Raw genomic sequence first — 18839 nt, 5'->3', positions numbered from 1 at the left:
AAATAATTAAATATTATAATAAGGGAAGTGCTAGTTATGCCAATTTTATACCATTTAAAAAATAACTCCTTTATGAATATTGTTAATATAATCAGTGGAGTTAAGCTTACTAAAGTCGCTGTAGGCGTCATTATTGCCTGCAGTGGCGCATTGTATTTTTCAAATGCCGCCAACGCCTCGAGTTGCCAAACGGTAGACGGGACTCAAGGTGGAGTCAGTGTCAGTAATAATGGCAGTTGCACCATTACCAACAAATATTCCCCCACGACAAACGACAATGAGTTTGGTGCAGTTTATGTCAATAATGGTGACAGGATCACACTGACAGGCGATGCATCTACGATTATTCAAGGTGAGTCTGGCTATACCGGCAAACTGTTTGGTGACCTTTATCCAGACGCGAATGGTCAAGAGCATTTAATGTTGGGTGATAAAACCCAGGGCGTGACAACATGGGATGATATTACCGGCTCAAATATCGTGGTTGCAACCTATGATAGTAGTAAAATCACTTCGTCAGACTGGGGAGCCTCTAATTATTGGTTTACGGCCATTCCCCATGATGTTAATGGGCAACAATATATTAACACGCGTTTCGGCACCGTCGAAAATGGCACGCTAGCTATTAATCTGGGTAATTCTGCGTTGCCATCAACCGCGGCTGAAAACAAAATAAGAATTGCTGCGAAACAAAGTTTTTTAACGGTAGCTAAAGGGAATAACAGCACTGTTGAATGGACATCAAAAAATATGGTGGTATTCGAAGCCTGGAGCCCAGAACAGGCTGGAGTAGGGACCACTAATTTCGAATATAGTATACCAAACTATCAGGGCACTTTTATCGGCTTTGATAACAACAGTTATACTGTCAATAATGACGTTGAGTTAAAAGCCTATAATGATGTTCTGATCCAGGCATTAAAACAGGGTCAATTAAAATCCCAGCAAGCCTATGATAATGCCTTAGCACAGGGCGTAACTTTTACAAATAAAACAGGTAGCTTCAACTATACAGTCACCCCTGGAGATGAAGTTACCATGTCTATTGGTGATAACGCGGTGATTGTTGCCGATGGTTATGGTGCAAAAGGGGTTATTAAAGATGGTGGGCAGTTAGATGCCCGAATCAATAATTTAGGCGCTATGCTAGCTAAAAATGGTGCCCACATTGAAGTAGAACAGGGGGGGCAACTTTCCGGTCAGTATTATTTGATGAGAATAATGGAAGATAGTACTGGTTCAAATAACGGTATTATTTCGAGTGGCTACCTCGTAGGTGATAATTGGGATACCACATCACCTAACCCCTATCCTCAAGATTTAGCTTATGTTCAGGGCTTTGCTGTCACCGCTGAGGGGGCAAATGCGCGCTTTATTAATAACGGAATTATGAATCTGGCCGGATGGAGCTATGTGGAGAATGCCAGTTCTGTTCTCGACACCAATTATCTGATTAAGACTGCGGCAGGTGCGATAGCAAGTAATACCGGAATAATGAATATTGGCGTTAATAATAATTTTCTTGATGCCGATCTTGCTGGGGCGATTATTGATGGTACGGGTTCTTCGTTTACCAATGAAGCTGGCGGCCATATCTATATTGGCAGAGCTGCGCAATATGATATTGCTAATCCAGAAAATGTGAGTGATACAGCCAACAAACGCTTACAACAGGGCATCCGCCTGATTGAAGGTAATGCAACCAATAATGGCCGCATTACCATTGGTAGCAAAACCGAAAATGCCATTGGAATGATTGCGACCGGAGACAATGCCGGCACCTCTCTGACGAATAATGGTCAAATCATCATTAATGGTGATGCATCAACTCATCCATTACAAAATGTCGCCATGTGGGCTGAAAACACCGGTGATACTGATATTCATCATAATGGTCTTATCGAACTCAATGGTGTTAATGCCGTTGCTTTAAAGGTGTTATCTACCAATAAAAATGCCTCAGCAACTACCAGCTCGAATAGCAGTATTAATATTGAAGGTGGTGCCAATATTTCTAACGGCACGCGAAACTTTGGTATATGGGTTGAAGGTAGTGATGCTTCCGCAGAGATCGAGGGGCAAGTTAATCTGAAAGGTGAAGGTGCCATCGGTGTACATGCCCGTAATGGTGCCAAGATTGATGTCAAAGGTAACGCCCAAGTTAATTTCGTTGATGGCGATAACCAGATTGGCTACTTCGTTCACGGTCTGGGATCCCAGATTCTCAATAGCACATCTCAGGCGCAAACATTAACCACCAAGGGTTCAACACTATACCGTCTGGATGGCGGGGCTAGTTTTATCGGCTCTGATGTTATTGATTTATCTTCGCAACTAACCGCCCAATCAAAAGATACCACTCTATTTTTAGTGACAGGAATGGATAATGCTACCGGCACTGCCAGTAACTTTACTTCGGGTAAACTAAAAATCGACGTTAACGGTGAAGGTTCTACCGGTATTCGCGTGGAAGGTGGCGCAAGCGGCACAATTACTGAAACAGCCGATATTATCCGGGTAGCAGGTAATGGTGCGACAGCAGGCATTGTTGACGGTAAATATTATGGCATTGATGGCCTGGAAGTACCGGAGAGTTTCAGCACTAACTCTATTTTAACCAGTTATGCCCAATTAGGTTCAGCACATTCTGTTGATGGTGCTTTTGGCTATATTGCCCGTAACAGCGGGACTCTGCTTCATAAAGGTAGCCTTGATTTTTCAACTAGTGGAACAGGTAAAACTGGGGTGCTGGTTGATAATGGAATATTGGATAATCAGGGAGCCATAAAAGTTAAAGGCACTGCCGTTCATATTAAAGGTGAGAACGCCCGAGTAAATAACACCAGCACGATTGAAGCGACGGATGAAACCGCAGCTTATTTAATCGATAACGGTGCTTCACTGACACTGGATGGAACGGGCCAAACAAAAGCCGGAGGCACAGCTCATGGTGTGTTATTACAAGCTGGCGCAAAAGGTTTGGCTATCGAACGTGCAATTATTGATATGCTTGGAAGTGGTAATGGTATAGAGAATACGGCTGAAATTAGTAATATCAAATTGAGCGATGCAGTCATTAATGTCGGTACTGGGGCGGGTATACGCACAGCAACAGCTCTGGCACAGACTGATAATGTGACGATTAATGTTGATGGAACTAACGGCACTGGCTTCTTATTTGAGAAAAATATAGCCGGAAATAAAATAACGGATGTTGAGCTCAACCTGGCGGGAACTGAGGGGCTAACGATTAACGTTAATTCAGCCAGTGGGCAAGGTTTGATAACTAATTCATCTGCCAGTGTTACCAGCGGTGCAAATATTAATGTTAATCAGGCAACCGGTGGTTCAGCCTTAGTCGTTGGTGGTATCAGTAATACAGTGAATCAGCACGGGAAACTTGAATCGAAGTCCACAGTGAGTGGTGTTTCGGTTGTTGATATCAATAATGGTCAAGTAAATACCTTTACTAACTATGGCCAAATCTTAGCGGCAAATGTCACGCAATTAGCCCTGCAAACGCTTTCTGGCCCTGCGGTAGCATTTACCAATGCGGCTAATGCCATTATCAGCGGTCAGGTCAATCTACTCAACGACCAGGATAATAGTATTACGCTGGTCAGTGGTAGCGAAGGCACCGACTTTAAAACCAGTGCTGGTGATGACCGCTTTTTCTTAAAAGATATCACCGCTAGTGAGCAAGATACTTTATTCTATACACTAAACGGTGGTGTTGGCCACGACACCCTGCAACTGGATAATTCTGTTTATCGTGTTCTGAATGAAACTACTATTTTGAACATGGAAGATATTGAACTAAAAAATAACTCGACGCTGACATTAGACAACGCCTTACTCACACTAGGTGATGCTAAAGATGATGCCGCTGATACTGGCTATAGCATTGATGCGACCAGTGAACTTGCCATTGTTAATAATAATGCTGTGGCTTTTAATAGCCATTTATCGGGCACTGGGTTACTGAGCGTCAATACTTCTGGTCAGAGTTTTGATTTCACAACGAATAACTATGCTGACAGTTTTGCCGGTACGGTTGCCTTGGGGCACAGTACTTTCCAATTGAAAGAGGGCAATACGCAAGCGCTAACCGATGCCACATTGAAATTAGGCCAAAATAGTGTGACTTACGTTGGTGATAGCCTACAGAGTATCGGCGGGCTAATTTTTGACGGCGGCACAGTTAATTTCAATACCGGAACACCGGGTCAGCCGGAAAAAAGTCAAATCCAGACCAGTAATGTATTAGACCTGACAGGTACCGGCAAAGTCGGTATTAATATTGAAAGCGTTCAAAACTATCTGCCACCATCAACGCCATCGACCGATGTTACCCCGTTAATGGAGCAAGATGATGCCAATCTATTACTCAAACTGGCGGACTCCCTTGGCGTTGTCACCGGAAGCGGTGGCGCATTACAGCTAATTGATAATCGGACTAATACAGTAATAACCAATAAAACAATGGCGGACATCGAGCAAAATGGTGCGCACGTTGCTAATGGTTCTTACGATTATCGATTAACCACGGGCGCCAATAATAATGATGGTTTGTTTGTGAACTATGGCTTAACCCAAGTGGAGTTATTGAGCGATGGTGCAAATGCTTTAACACTGAGTTCTGGTGGGAAAACAGGTGCGGCCGCCGATCTTAGTGCAAAATTAGTGGGTGGCGGAGATTTATCAATCGATACCGGTGCAGGAAATACTGTTTCGTTATCAAATACACTCAACAGCTATACCGGTGTTACTGATATTCGCTCCGGCACCTTATCGATGGGCGCGAATAACGTTCTGGGTAATACCGAAAAATTGCAGTTAAACAATCAAAGCATATTTGAAATGGCCTCTTTTAGTCAGACCATTGGTCAGCTTGAAAGCGCGTTAGGAACATGGGTTAATTTGAGTGGTGGTCATCTGACTATCAATCAAGGTGGTGTTTCTAATGGTCATTTGACCGGGGCAGGAACGTTGACCGTTGCGGATAATACGCTAACGGTAAATGGTGCCAATGATCAACTTTCTGCCAAAACTGAGATTGCTAATACTGCTCAAGTTAGTCTGAACCATATCAGCGGCTTAGGTACGGGTGATATTGATAATGGCGGTAAACTTAATCTGACGGGTGCTACAGGGCATTTCGTTAATAATCTGAGCAACAGTGGTGATGTTAAACTGAACAACAGTCAGGCGGTATTACAAGGAGATAATGCATCATTCTCCGGACGCTATCAGATTGATAATACATCTGTATTGACCGCATCTCAGGCTCAACATCTAGGCAGTGCTGATGTGGAAGATGATGGAGCGTTGGTATTGAATACCAGTTCTAACTGGACGCTGTTAAATAATGTCAGTGGCGTTGGTGACCTGACTAAATTAGGTCAGGCAGTGCTGACCTTAATGGGCAATGTGACTTACACCGGCCTGACCGATATTAATCAGGGTGGGATTACCTTAGGCAATAGCAATACATCTGTGACTTTAGCCAGTCAGCAAGTCAATATTGCCGATAATAGCTTTATGTCAGGCTATGGTGGTGTTGCCGGTAATATCGATAATCTGGGGTCGTTATATGTAGGCGATAGAGCGCTCACCCGTTCATTATCACCTGCCACGACCTTTAGAGTGGGCGGCAATCTCATTAACAGCGGTTCAACCTATATTGGTTCGGCATCAACTTCCGTCGGTAATCAACTGCATGTCAGTGGCGATTATCTGGGAAATAATGGCAATCTGTATCTTAATACTGTTCTGGGTGATGACAACTCACTGACAGATAAACTCATTGTTGACGGTAACACTCAAGGTAATACTTTAGTGACGGTTGCGAATGTGGGTGGTCAGGGTGCTGAAACGCTCAATGGTATTGAGGTTGTGCATGTTGGCGGTGACTCTGCCGGTACATTTACACAAGATGGCCGTATCGTTGCCGGGGCTTATGAATATAGTTTAGGTCGTGGCAATGGGGTGAATACAGGCAACTGGTATTTGACCAGCCAATTGACCAGTGGCCCGACCGATCCGACCACGCCAACAGATCTGTCAAAACCATCGGTTTTACGGCCTGAGATAAGCAGCTATGCAGCGAATATTGCTGGGGCCAATACCTTATTTATGACCCGACTGCATGATCGTTTAGGTGAAACCCAATATATCGATGCCTTAACGGGCGAAGAGAAAGTGACCAGTATGTGGATGCGCCAGGTTGGTAGCCATAACCGCTCCCGTGATACCTCTGGTCAATTGAAAACCCAGAGTAATAGTTACGTGTTGCAGTTAGGCGGGGATATTGCTCAATGGAGTGATGATAATCTCAATCGCTGGCATTTAGGCGCGATGGCGGGTTATGCCAATCAGCAAAGTAACACGAACTCTGGTGTTACCAGCATCGGGTCCAAAGGTAAGGTTGATGGCTATAGCGCCGGCTTATATGGCACTTGGTATGATAATGATGCTGATAAGAACGGCACTTATGTTGATACCTGGGTTCTGTATAACTGGTTTAACAATACTGTCAGCGGTGAAAGCCTTGCCAGTGAAAGCTATAAGTCCAACGGCTTCACGGCCTCAGCCGAGCTGGGCTATACCTTCAAAATGAGCGAATCGCCGGAAAATAACAGAATATTTTACCTGCAACCGAAAGCTCAGATTGTCTGGATGGGCGTCAAAGCTGATAGTTTCAGCGATGCACGTGGCACCCAGATCAGTAGTGAAGGTGAGGGTAATATCCTGACCCGCTTAGGTCTTCGTTCTTATATCAATGGTTATAGTGATATTGATAAAGGTAAACAGCGAGTATTTGAACCCTTCGTTGAGGCTAACTGGATCCATAACAGTAAGAGCTTTGGCGGCAATATGGGTGGCACGTTAGTTGAGCAAGATGGCACTAGAAATATTGGTGAGCTAAAAGTTGGTGTTGAGGCCCAGTGGAATCCTAAGTTAAATCTCTGGATGAACGTTGGTCAGCAAGTGGGGGGTAAAGGCTACAGTGATACCTCTGCCGTAGTAGGCGTTAAATATAACTTCTAGTTTAGTCATTGTTTACGGGCCACCATCAGAGTGGCCCGTTTCTCAAACTCATCGTAAATCAGATTGTTACTGCTATTCATCCCGCCAGCGGCGCGCTATTCTGACAATCAACGCACCATTTATCTGTAAGTAACACCCAGTGCTATCGTGATATTGCTGCCTGGTTTCGCATTCGCATTCTTTTTAGCAGACCATCCTTGCGCCAAATTTAAAGCCCAAGCTTATTGCAAGCTTGGGCTTTTTGCTTTTTCAGCGGGAACAAACAGAGAGCGGCTATTACTTGGCCTGCGCCTCGAGAGTAAATGTCTCTTGAATCACCGCCATCTCTTTAACCATGATAGTTTCCGTGCGCGCTTTTGCCACGCCACGGCAGCCTTCACCATAGTGTTCACCTTCCCAACGCCCAACCAATGCCGCACCAACTGCGTTACTCATCACATTAGTGGCAGAACGGCCCATATCGAGGAAGGGATCAACCCCCATCAGTAGAATCAACCCTGCTTCCGGGATATTGAACTGGCTCAACGTTGCGGCAATAACCACTAATGAAGCACGTGGAACACCCGCCATGCCCTTAGAAGTCAGCATTAGAATCAATAACATGGTGACTTGCTCACCCATGCTCAAATGGATATTACATGCCTGAGCAATAAATATGACCGCGAACGAGCAATATGCCATGGAGCCTACAAGGTTAAAGGAATAACCAATCGGCAACACAAAACTGGCAATTTTGTTGGATACGCCAAACTCTTCTAATTTCTCTAACGTACCAGGGAAGGCCGCTTCAGAACTTGAGGTGGTAAAAGCTAACAGCGCAGGTTCGCTGATGCCTTTAATTAAGCGCAGCGTGCAGCGGCCAATCAGAAGGATTGAACAACCAATCAAAATAAGCCACAGCAGGCCGAGGGTGAGATAGAACTCGCCCATAAAGATACCGGCACTGACTAATACACTTAAGCCACGCTCAGAAATCATGGCTGAAATGGCAGCGAATACGGTCAGAGGGGCAAACAACATGACGTAACCTGTGAGTTTTAGCATCAGGTGTGCCAACGAATCTAATACCGAAACGATAGGGGTAGCTTTTTCACCGATGGCGGACAGGCTAATCCCCATAAATATAGAGAACACAACAATTTGCAGGATTTCATTACGTGCCATCGCATCCACAATACTGGTTGGGATAGCGTGTGAGATAAACACCTTAGCCGAGAATGGTACCGGTGCGATACCGTCAACAGCGCTGGCAGTTTCCGCCACGAAGTTAATCCCATCCCCGGGTCTTAACAGGTTAACAATCACCAACCCGAGCAGAATGGAAATGAATGCGGCGCAAATGAACAAGAACAGCGTTTTTGAGAAAACGCGCCCTAAGGTTTTGGCATCCCCCATTTTGGCAATCCCAACCACTAATGTTGAGATGATTAATGGCGCAATGATCATTTTGATCAATCGCAGGAAAATATCGGTGAAAATAGATATTTCAGATGAGTATGATTTAGCGAACTCAGGGCTGCTAAAGGAATTAATTAAAAATCCGACAATAATACCTATTATCAGACCCAATATGATCATTGTGGTCAAATTTTTTGATTTCATAAGGATTCCATTTATAAGTAGGGTGGTATCGTTGCTCTAAACTTAATTAATAACAGTGCTGATGTTGTATTTGCCTCTATATTAATCACGGTGCAGGGCGAAGCGAATGACGCAGCACAGTGCACCGGATTATTAGAGTGTTTTTTCTATTGCTACAGTTAATGAAATACTAAATGCTAAACTCGAGTTTCAATAATGGTGCATGTTGCTGAGCACCATAGACGTCAGTATCGCCTACTGCACCCGATACCAGGCTGCGCGGCATGACCACCTTGACAGCATTGGCGGGATCGAACCAAACAATGCGGTGTACAAATTTGGCGTCAATTATATAGAGCTGTGCAATCAGTTCTTTTTTAAATTGCCCTGACGCTTTAATGCTTGAATATATCTCCTTATCCTTAAATAAAATATCCAGCACTAATTCATAAGGACCGGCATTTTTCGATCTGACAACGTGTGCCAAATCTAAAATTGATTTTTTCATGCTACCACTCCTTCGGTTGTTACATTTTCCAGGCGGAATTTAAATGCAACTTCTGGTGTGTATTCCATCAAATGATAAATGGAGAATTCATAAACCAGTCCCGCTCGAATATCTGACGGAGAGAATGGGAAGGCCAAATTACCCGCAGTAGCTATTCGCCCGGCATAACCATAATGAAGCAGAGTAGAGCGGGCGAGTGAACATATGCTATCAGCCATGGCTTGAGTCGGGGCGACAACATCCAGCAAAATACCCAATTCATAAGAAGTGGTATCCGGCTCTGGCTCCATTTTGCCCATGACACCGTTCTTGCCGTACAGATGAAAATTGAGCTTCACCGCATCAGGATCGATTTTGAGGTTTTTTTCGACACTGTTGCGCACTTCGACCAAAATATTATCAATACCGGCAATCATAATGGAATCACGGGTGCCGGCAATACTCAGGGTACGATAGCCCACCGGACGTGCGCCTTCCAACTTCACGGTGTATGGCGTGTTTTCATGCACTGATCCGCTGACACGAACCTGGCCGTTGCCGACATTTTCAAAGCGACAGGCTTTCAGGTTCAACACCCCGCCGGGGCCGGGCAAGAAGTATGGGTCAGATTTTTCATACAAGGTATGTGCCGCGGCCGAGGTTTCGGTAAATTGACGTTTCTCGTTGAAGGTTTTTAAGGTAAAGCCAGTTTCGTCCAGAATACCCATTGCGCAGTCGGAGCCTGATCCCGGTGTTGCTGCAATAGCAGCACATTCCAAAATCTTGCCACAATGCAACGCCAGACCTTCATCGAATCCCCTCATAATCGGTAACGCCGCAAAGCAGGCGGGATCATAAGCACGGCCACCTAACACCACTTGTGCACCCGCTTGCAATGCTTCCTGAAAAGGCTCGATCCCCATTTGAGCAACGATATAGGTTGTGGCATCAATGGCTTCATGAGTCAGTTCAGGGACAAAATCCAGCGACTGAATCTTGCCGGCATCAAGGGCGGCGTGCACCACTTCTTTACTGACGTCGGCAGGGATAACAGCCAGCGTAAAGTTGAGCGATTCTTCTTTGGCAATCTCTAAAATTATCTGGCGACACCACTCCAGGTGCGGTGCAGCCCCTGAACCACCCGCAGTACCGATAACCACAGGAATACCATTTTTCACCCCTGCGGTTATCATATAGCGCAGATCGCGTTTTACTCCAGCGCGGTCAGTAAAAGGTTTACCGGCACCCAAATAGTGAGGGCCGGGATCAGAGGAACCCGCATCTACAGCGATTAAATCAGGTGACTCCTCCATCGCTTTCATAAAGCTCTCTTCCGGGAATCCGTACCCCAAGATGGCCGTTGGTGAGAGAATTTTAAAGGTCTTAGACATATCAGTTAGCCTTTGCATTAAGTTGCGCGATGGTGCGAGACATCTCGTTGAACACCATGTTCATCCCTTCATCAAAACCCATCCCCGGTTTGATTAGCATCCGCATCGGACGGGAGGCGATAGCGACATGCACACAGGTGCGGGCGCTGATATCGGTTTCGTTACAAGTCCCCCCCTGGTACGCTTCCATCCCTTTTTTATTGCAGTAAAGAACCGCGTCCACAATGTTGTGAATACTGCCCAAATCAGGGGTTTTGATCTGCACCATGTGGCAACTACCCGCATCAGTAAAATCGATGATGTCTTGATAGGTGTTACACCATTCATCGGCCACAATTTTGACTTTCGAACCGAGTTTTGCCAGATTGCGGGTAATTTCAGTTAACAGGCGGATTTGGTCTGGTTTATTGCCTGCATCAACCGGCCCTTCGATATACAGACTCAGATCGCCGGCTTGTTCTTGCAGACTGGCGATGTACTCGGCGCACCGCATTGGGTCCATGTCAAAAATCAGGCCAATGGTGCCGTAAACATCAATATGCAGATTCGGTTTGTAGTTAGGATCAACGCGCAGTTCAGCCACGCGTTTGGCTAACCAACTCACATAGTCACGCAGTTTTTCGCCATTGCGCCCCAGTTTTTCATCAACGTTGTTGATAAGACCATGTGGCAGAACATCGACGCCTTTAACGATCATTTTATCCACGGCGATATAACGGTCATCGCCACTTTGACCAAACAGCGGAATAGGTTTGGCAACCAGCGGCAGATGCCATTCGTCACACACTACCTCGGCTTTTAAACGCCCAGTGGCTAACGCAGTGGCATCCAACAATGCCTGAGAAAGGCCGTAACGAATGGCAGTATGTAGCTGTTTGCCATTAATGGTCACGTCGTCAAAGAAACGAGCATTCAGGCGAAACTCACTGATATCGCGCCCTTCCAGTAGGGGTTTGATATGTTTTTCTAAGAAAGGAACAAAATTTGCTGCGATAAACAAAGGATCACGACCACCAGCGCCTGAGTATTGCACTGCGGCACAGTCACCCACTGCTACGGCCCCATTTTCTAAAATTAATTGGATGTTGACGCATTCACCTGCCTGCCGAATGGACGTGAATCCCTCAGTCACCGGCTTGCCTTGATAGATAAACCCATCCAATTTCGCGCCATTTTTGATTGCTTGTTGGTCATCGAAGTAGAAAGATGAGTAACCTGCGGTGAACAGAGCGTGTTTGATTTTCATTATGGTCTTCCTATTAATTTACTGTGGGATACAGCGTTAATGTCATCAATAATCATTTGGAATGAAGGTACACGGCCTTCTTCTTTAGCGCGTTCAGCAACAAAATCATGGTGGAGTGCCAGTACATCTTCAGGCAGGGGTACTGAACCCGGATCGAAGACGCGAATTGCGCCGTGGTTATCGCGGATGGGCATCATCTTGCCAGAGTTACAGGTGGCGGGGGCAAATGGCACATCAAGGACTCCCGCTTCAAAGGCACGTACGGTACCTATCGCAATATCGCCCTGACCCAGCTCCAGCACTTTGTTCATAACGGCGCGAACTTCGCGTTTAATCAGATCAACCTCGCGGTCAACCTCCAGACAAGGTGGGAATTTTTGGTCACGAACCATGTTCAGCATTTGGTTCGAGGCTCTTAATCCTTGACCATTTGCCTCGGCAGTTGGGATCCCGTAGGCCTCATGTGGGCTTTTGGTAATTACCTTGGTAGCACCGGCCATCCCCGCTACTGCGGCCCCCCAAGAGATAACCGCGAATGCACGGGACTCATCTTCCGGGAATCCCCCCATCCATTGATGGAACACGGTACTCAACTCGTAATTGTCGTAGCCATTAGCGTGGAAATACTCATGAGCCAGCTCGCGTAATGATTGGATAGCCGCGATATCTTGCACAATATTACCCACCTGGCCGTAGCCCACGGTGATAGACCGGACACCTTGTTCCAGCGCGAGTAAACCTTCAATAATCGCGACCGCATGGGACACAAACGGCGGGATTAAGGTGCCGGTCAATGGGCCAAATGGCTCGCGGTTAATACGAATACCATGCTCTTCATATACCCCAATCAAGCGATCGCAGTACTGCCAGTCACGAATGGATTTCTCCAGCGTTACGCGTTTTGCATAAGGAATGTTGTAGGAGATCCCGCCGCCTTCGTAGCTGGTAAACCCACTGGCCATTGCTATCTCGGCCAGCAGCCGTGCATCAGGTGTTCCGTGACGGATCTGCAACGGTTTAGACAAACTTTCAGTAATGCTGCGACAAGCTGTTACACCGTGGTTGACGACCGGTAAACCATTGAGTTTTGATGTCCCTGCTTCGATAGATTTTTGGATGCCGATGGCCGCATCTTCGTAACGATTAAGGCGGGTATAGGCATCAATCGTGGTAGGCAGGAGGTCGCAATCTTTTTGCAACGCGGTCAGCAGCGCGATATGTTCTTCGATTAATGCGACCCCGGCACGAGGTTGGCTTAAGGTAATACCTTGGCGGTCAGCTTCAAACAGCGCTTTGGCAAAATTTTTCGACTCAGGAATTGTTTGCTGATACTTGACGCCATCCTCAAATTTCTCAACGTCTTTGCCGGTGTGCCACGTTTGTAAGACGTGAAAACGTTCGGACATAAAGTGATCTAAAGAAATCTTTTTGTTGCGAAGTTCCATCATGACTCCAGTTTTTACTTGTTCAGAATTCGAACGCCAGTTTGGGCGGCAGCTTTAGGAAAGCGACGGGCGACATTGGCGAGCAGGGGAAGTAAACCTTGTGTATCTCTGTAATATTCAAACTTGCCGGGGAGCAGAACCTGCTTGCCCTCATCATCTAAATTGCGATATTTCAGCCAGTTATGAATATCGAATGATTCTGCTCGGGATAGCCACCCGCCAGTGCCAATCACCTTTTTAACCAGGCTTAAGTCGCGACCGACCTGTAGGTCAATATTGCCTGCGCAGGTACAAACCTGTGTTTTTTTGCCCGCATGACGTTCAGTGGCATATCCGACACAAATCCCAGCCAACAATTGGTCAAAAACAACTTCTTCGTCGCTACGGGGTAAATAGCCCGGATGTGCAGTGATATGGGTTAAATATCGATAAAAAGCATCAATTTGGCTTTGTTGGTGTGAGAAGTAATGAGCAATCATTGGCATACCGGTTTCGCCGGCATTCATCGCTGAAACGCGCATCCCCAGGTCACCTTCGACGGTTCGTTTAATCAGCGGTTCTGGGATCCCGTGTATCACGGTGTCGGGCAGCATATGACTGTTATAGGAGGAGTAAACATCGGTGGTGGCGCCCCCCATATCTATCAACATGAATGTTTCCCAATCGGGCACGTATTGGCGAATTTGTTGCACCAGTTCGAAGACTGAATAGGGCGTAGGCAGTGGGTCTTCACCCGTTTGATCAACGATGACGTCTAAACCTTTCCCTCTAATAATCTTCTTAAGGAAAATGTTGCAAATAGCTTTACGCGCATCAAACGGATTAGGGCTGTCGAGATTGGGCAGCACGTTATTAACAATGGTTAAATCTTTATCACCGAGGATCTCCAATACGTCATCTTGCAAGTCGCGATTTCCGGCATAAATAATGGAGCACTTCAATTTAGATTGAGCCAATAGTTTTGCGTTCGACAGGCCATGAGCGTAGTCACCGCCGTCAGTACCACCGGTAAATAACAGGATATCCGGCGGTGATGCTTCTAAAGCCCGTACATCTGATTTATTCAGGTTATAGGCGAAGTGTTGTGACACTTTAGCCCCCGCAGAGTGCGCGGTGACCTTGGCGGATTCGAGGGTAATATTGGGCACCAGCCCAATAGCAGCAACCGCTAATCCGCCTTTGGCCGATGAGGAGTAATCAATATTGACCTGCCCTGACGCTAATAAAGGGCGTGCATCGGCAACATTTAGGATCTTATTCAATACCGAAAAAAATCCTTCAGCCAAATGGTGTGGCGTAGTAGGAGATAATGCATAATTCTTCACATTAATATGGTCATCATCTCCCACCTCGAACACTGCCCCTTTTGTCCAGGTGGAGCCGATATCGATAGAAACGGTGATCATTGCACGCCCCCAGCCGCTGCTTCTGGTTGCATGGCATGTTCAATATCGCCCTTCATTAAAGAACAGACTAATTCCAAATCAGTGTCGGGTGCGAAGACGCGGTTGAATCCCATCTCTTTGAATTTTGACTCAATTTCTGAGAACGCATGTTTACCAATAACCAAATTTCCGCCGACATACAGCAAGATTTCGCCAATTCCGCGTTCAATGCAGTTCTCACGCATACCAATACAATCCACTTCACCGTGCCCATAGATAGAGGAGATGACAATGGCGTGAGCACCGGTTTCAATGGCAGCATCAATATATTCATCCTGACTCACCATCACTCCGAGATTGATGACGTTGAAGTTGTGCACTGTAAACACTCGGTCTAGCACCTTATTACCAACAGCATGGCAATCAGCACCAATGACGCCAATAACAATTGTTGGATTTTGCATGTTAAGTCCTCTATGTAGATTACGATCCGTATATTGGTTTTGTGAGTAGAGAGCTAAATTTATGTTTTTAGCTCTCCACGCGTAAATCAAGATTATTTATTTTATTCTTCAGGTATCGATGGCAATTCACTGGGAATTGGCTGGCTTACAATGTGCTTTTCTAACAAATTAAATACAATTGATTTATTGTCAGGACATCTTGAAAAAAATAAAAAAGTAAAATAAATTATTTTAAACAGGCGGTGAAAATTAAATAAACACTTTAAAATCAATTTGTTGTTTGTGTGATTTGTTTTTTGTTAATGCATGGTTATAAATATAATTAAAAATGAATGTGATTATTTAGAGTGAAAGTGTGATCCATATAAAAGTTATGGGTTAATTCTGTTTGTGTGATGTTTGTCATATTTATATTTCTAGGGTTGAGTTTTGTTTTCTGTTAATTGGCTATATTTAATGGATTAATATGAGATATTTTATAGATGTGAGAGTTATAATGTTAAAAATAATGGTGAGTTATTATCACATTAGCTGAATATTAAAAACAAATGATGTTTGCGAAAATAATATGTTCATCAACGCACGCCACCTGCCACCATTTTGACGATATGAATATGCGGATAGTGCTTAATTATCTGTGGTTGATGTAGTGTGCTGATAAGTCGGTCTAGATCGTGTCGTTGATGATTGAACAGCAAACCAATAACGCTGCCACTGTGGGCGACGTTCAAACCATAAATTCCGCTGCGCTCAACGATATTCAGTAACTGATGAAATTCAGGCTTAGGCAGTATTGACTGACTGGCGATGGCACTTAGCGTGGCGGCTTCGCCCAAACGATAGTGGCACTGGGTATCGTTAGCCTGTTGAAACAGTTGCATAGCATTGGCTAAGTTGGCTGCCTGTTTAAGTAACAAGGGTTGGCGATTTCGTTTATGGAACTCTTCGGTTAACAGCGTTTGTGTACTTTCAAGTAGCAGAATGTCGATGTCGGGTCGCCAGGTAAAGGGATGATGACTTTGCGCGGTCTGGTGATCAAAAAGGGTGAGATCTTTAAATATCGTGCTGTCGGTGGGTTCAACTGCTACGCAGAGTTTGGCCAGTGACTCGTCACTCAGTGATTTGCCCAGTAAGCGGCTGGTCGCGATAGCTGTTGCGGCAATATCGGCAGTGCTACTGGCTAATCCTTTAGCCACGGGAATAGTGGATTCAAACGCAATGCATATATTCTCGCTATATTGGGCAGGCTCGCCAAAATGCGCCAACACTTGCCTGACCATGTGACGCATACGTGGTCGTTCACGCCAGCCCGGTTCCCCTTCGGTAACTGAAACGGTGCTAAACCAGTTAATTGGGCAAGAGATAAGTTTTTCTCCGCCCAAAATCCACCCTTGGATCAGTTCACCACAAGAGGCAGGGCAACGGGCTTCAGCCATGAGAAACAGCCTGTGGCCAAATGTGGTCTGGATGCCTGATATAACTGACGGGTTGAATGCCGCTCTTATGCACGACTGACCCCCTGGAACAAATAACTATTGCTGACAACATACTCAGATTGCCTGCAATAGTGGTTCATGACTGATATCAATTTGGTGGGCAGTAAAAGCCAGAACATCACTAAGATTGACGACATGACCAATCACTAACAGTGCGGGGGCATGTAATTTTTTACGTACAATTTCATCTTTTAGCGTGGTCAGTGTCCCTTTTGCTATCTCTTGCCGTTGCTGACTGGCATACATCACGGCGGCGGCGGGGGTGTCGGGTGATTTACCTCCGTCGATTAGGCGTTGGCAGATCTCCTCTTGTCGCGTCATTCCCATTAATACGATTAACGTCCCATCCAGTTGGGCCAAAATATCCCAGTTTTGTGGTTCATTTCCCTGACACATATGCCCGGTGACCACATGAAAGCTGGAAGCGTAGTGCCGATGGGTCACGGGGATACCGGCATAGGCTAAACCGCCAATAGCTGAGCTGATACCTGGAATTATCTCAAAAGGGATCTCTTCATGGGCAAGTGCCTCGGCTTCTTCTCCACCTCGGCCAAATACATAAGGGTCGCCTCCTTTAAGACGAACAACATTTTTACCCGCCAGGGCATGCTCGACCAAGATTTGATTGATCTGTTCTTGTGGGACTGGATGATGATTTGAGGTTTTCCCCACATTAATAATCTGGCAATGGGGTGGTGCTTGAGAAATTAACTCAAGATTAACCAGACGGTCATGCACAATAACTTGAGCTTCACGAATGGCTAGCAATCCTTTTACAGTGATTAGAGATGCATCCCCCGGTCCCGCCCCAACTAACAATACTTTTCCTTTACTCATTCGAGCAACCTTTATGGCCGATAAGATTTATAATTTTATTAAAAATTAATCACCAGAAATGCGTTATATAAAAACGGCATATGATTATTAAACTCCGCATCATTATTCATAAATATGGGATTATATATTTGACCTTGCTCCCAATATTTAATCATTTTATGGAATGATCTCTTTCAAATATTTCTCATTTGATGTTTTATTTCATAACTATATGATTTTTATATTAAATTATGATTTTATTTTATTTATGTTAACGCTAAAACATCAATATTTAAATGTGCAATGTCCTTAGTTATAGTTTTGGTTTATTCGCTTATTTTTTATCTTTAATATGATATTGCTATTGATAATTATGAAGGCTATCACAAAAATGATGGAGACCCATGTCTATCTAAATAGAAATGTGTATTTTAAAAATCAAAAAAAGAAGCGTCGCTATCAATATTTGAATATTAGTTGTGCCCAGGTGCACACAACTATTTAATCGGTGTTTTATGAAATAATGGGTGAGCTATAATGCGGTGTAAAATTCCTAAAACTGATTTATTAGTGACATTTGAAGCTGTTGCTCAATATGAAAGCTACACGCGAGCGGCAGAAAAGTTAGCGTTAACCCAAAGTGCTGTTTTCCGTCAAATTACAGCATTGGAGGAGCTACTTAATGTGTCATTATTCCACCATGTCCGTAAGCGAATTTTCCTCAATGATGCGGGTCGTTATTATCTTGGTTTAGTCAGAGATACATTGGAGCAACTGGAAAGAGATACGCAAAGCATTATGTCTTACCAGTCAACTCAGCAAGTGTTGGAGCTGGCGGTTACACCAACATTTAGCACACATTGGCTCATTCCAAATCTCAGTGACTTTCATGAGAAGCATCCTGAGATTGTCCTCAATTTAGTGGCGCTGACTACGCCTGCTGATTTTCTAAATTTGAAATACGATGCGGCAATTATGCGTGAGGATTTCTGTAGCCCGTGGGCTGAAAATGAGCACTTGTTTGAAGAAGAGCTAGTGCCTGTCTGCAGCCGGATGTTGTGGCAGGATGATAAAAAAGTGATGCTTGCAGAGCAGTTGATGGATGAACTTACGTTGCTTCATCAAACAACTCGTTTAGATTCGTGGCATGACTGGTTTACATTATCAGGCGTTAATAGCCCTAAAGTACGAATGGGGCCGCGTTTTGATCTTTTATCGATGTTGATTTCTGCTGTGCGCTCCAATCTTGGCATGGCGTTATTGCCCCGATTTGCTATTCACAAGGATTTGGAAAATGGTGATATGGTCATTCCATGTGATTTACCCATGAGTACGGGAAACCATTTTGTACTGACCTACAAAGAAGGTAAAAGAGGGTTGAGAAGCTTGCAAAAATTAAGTCGTTGGCTCCATGATAAATCTAAAGAGGAAGAGCTAAAAAGAGCATGGGTTAATTAATTTTTTAAAGCGACAGATAA

General features: G+C 44.9%; 11 protein-coding genes. 2 read left to right on the top strand and 9 right to left on the bottom strand.

Going from position 1 to position 18839, the window contains the following annotated elements; all coding sequences use genetic code 11:
• Nucleotides 1-36 precede the first annotated feature (36 nt).
• Entirely contained in the window at nt 37-7050 is a 7014-nt protein-coding gene (locus Q2T71_RS13690) for an autotransporter outer membrane beta-barrel domain-containing protein (protein WP_372559439.1), read from the top strand.
• 276 nt (nt 7051-7326) lie between these two features.
• On the opposite strand, the gene Q2T71_RS13685 is transcribed toward Q2T71_RS13690, so the two are convergent.
• From Q2T71_RS13685 to cobA, 9 genes are all read right to left on the bottom strand, one after another.
• Entirely contained in the window at nt 7327-8652 is a 1326-nt protein-coding gene (locus Q2T71_RS13685; protein WP_083158306.1) for a dicarboxylate/amino acid:cation symporter, read from the bottom strand.
• 169 nt (nt 8653-8821) lie between these two features.
• Nucleotides 8822-9139, bottom strand: a complete 318-nt coding sequence (locus Q2T71_RS13680) for a DUF4387 domain-containing protein (protein ID WP_372559438.1) — start codon at nt 9137-9139, stop codon at nt 8822-8824.
• Nucleotides 9136-10509: an acyclic terpene utilization AtuA family protein gene (locus Q2T71_RS13675; RefSeq protein WP_083158308.1), complete on the bottom strand. Its 1374-nt coding sequence runs from the start codon at nt 10507-10509 to the stop codon at nt 9136-9138. The genes Q2T71_RS13680 and Q2T71_RS13675 overlap by 4 nt, the downstream gene beginning before the upstream one ends.
• 1 nt (nt 10510) lies before the next feature.
• Nucleotides 10511-11755 carry a methylaspartate ammonia-lyase gene (locus Q2T71_RS13670; protein ID WP_372559437.1) on the bottom strand — a complete coding sequence of 415 codons (1245 nt, stop codon included), beginning with the start codon at nt 11753-11755 and terminating at the stop codon, nt 10511-10513.
• A complete protein-coding gene (locus tag Q2T71_RS13665; protein ID WP_372559925.1) occupies nt 11755-13200 on the bottom strand; it encodes a methylaspartate mutase subunit E in 1446 nt (481 codons plus the stop codon). Before Q2T71_RS13665 ends, Q2T71_RS13670 begins: the two co-directional genes overlap by 1 nt.
• Before the next feature lie 14 nt (nt 13201-13214).
• Entirely contained in the window at nt 13215-14606 is a 1392-nt protein-coding gene (glmL, locus tag Q2T71_RS13660) for a methylaspartate mutase accessory protein GlmL (protein WP_372559436.1), read from the bottom strand.
• Nucleotides 14603-15049, bottom strand: a complete 447-nt coding sequence (gene glmS / locus Q2T71_RS13655) for a methylaspartate mutase subunit S (RefSeq protein ID WP_372559435.1) — start codon at nt 15047-15049, stop codon at nt 14603-14605. The genes glmL and glmS overlap by 4 nt, the downstream gene beginning before the upstream one ends.
• 575 nt (nt 15050-15624) lie before the next feature.
• Complete coding sequence (locus Q2T71_RS13650) at nt 15625-16485, bottom strand: GHMP kinase (protein WP_372559434.1); 861 nt, start codon at nt 16483-16485, stop codon at nt 15625-15627.
• Nucleotides 16486-16599: 114 nt separating this feature from the next.
• Nucleotides 16600-17382 carry a uroporphyrinogen-III C-methyltransferase gene (cobA, locus tag Q2T71_RS13645; RefSeq protein WP_372559433.1) on the bottom strand — a complete coding sequence of 261 codons (783 nt, stop codon included), beginning with the start codon at nt 17380-17382 and terminating at the stop codon, nt 16600-16602.
• Between the two features lie 516 nt (nt 17383-17898).
• Between cobA and Q2T71_RS13640 the strand changes: the two genes are divergently transcribed.
• Nucleotides 17899-18819: a LysR family transcriptional regulator gene (locus tag Q2T71_RS13640; RefSeq protein WP_372559432.1), complete on the top strand. Its 921-nt coding sequence runs from the start codon at nt 17899-17901 to the stop codon at nt 18817-18819.
• Nucleotides 18820-18839 lie beyond the last annotated feature (20 nt).

Origin of the sequence: Yersinia sp. 1652 StPb PI, from assembly GCF_041538345.1 — a bacterium.
Classification (GTDB): Bacteria; Pseudomonadota; Gammaproteobacteria; order Enterobacterales; family Enterobacteriaceae; genus Yersinia; species Yersinia enterocolitica_E.
This window is presented reverse-complemented; position numbering and strand designations above follow the sequence as displayed.

Coding starts and splice junctions, on each gene's coding strand:
- Q2T71_RS13690 (WP_372559439.1), top strand. CDS start 37: ATGCCAATTTTATACCATTTAAAAAATAACTCCTTTATGAATATTGTT.
- Q2T71_RS13685 (WP_083158306.1), bottom strand. CDS start 8,652: ATGAAATCAAAAAATTTGACCACAATGATCATATTGGGTCTGATAATA.
- Q2T71_RS13680 (WP_372559438.1), bottom strand. CDS start 9,139: ATGAAAAAATCAATTTTAGATTTGGCACACGTTGTCAGATCGAAAAAT.
- Q2T71_RS13675 (WP_083158308.1), bottom strand. CDS start 10,509: ATGTCTAAGACCTTTAAAATTCTCTCACCAACGGCCATCTTGGGGTAC.
- Q2T71_RS13670 (WP_372559437.1), bottom strand. CDS start 11,755: ATGAAAATCAAACACGCTCTGTTCACCGCAGGTTACTCATCTTTCTAC.
- Q2T71_RS13665 (WP_372559925.1), bottom strand. CDS start 13,200: ATGGAACTTCGCAACAAAAAGATTTCTTTAGATCACTTTATGTCCGAA.
- glmL (WP_372559436.1), bottom strand. CDS start 14,606: ATGATCACCGTTTCTATCGATATCGGCTCCACCTGGACAAAAGGGGCA.
- glmS (WP_372559435.1), bottom strand. CDS start 15,049: ATGCAAAATCCAACAATTGTTATTGGCGTCATTGGTGCTGATTGCCAT.
- Q2T71_RS13650 (WP_372559434.1), bottom strand. CDS start 16,485: ATGGCTGAAGCCCGTTGCCCTGCCTCTTGTGGTGAACTGATCCAAGGG.
- cobA (WP_372559433.1), bottom strand. CDS start 17,382: ATGAGTAAAGGAAAAGTATTGTTAGTTGGGGCGGGACCGGGGGATGCA.
- Q2T71_RS13640 (WP_372559432.1), top strand. CDS start 17,899: ATGCGGTGTAAAATTCCTAAAACTGATTTATTAGTGACATTTGAAGCT.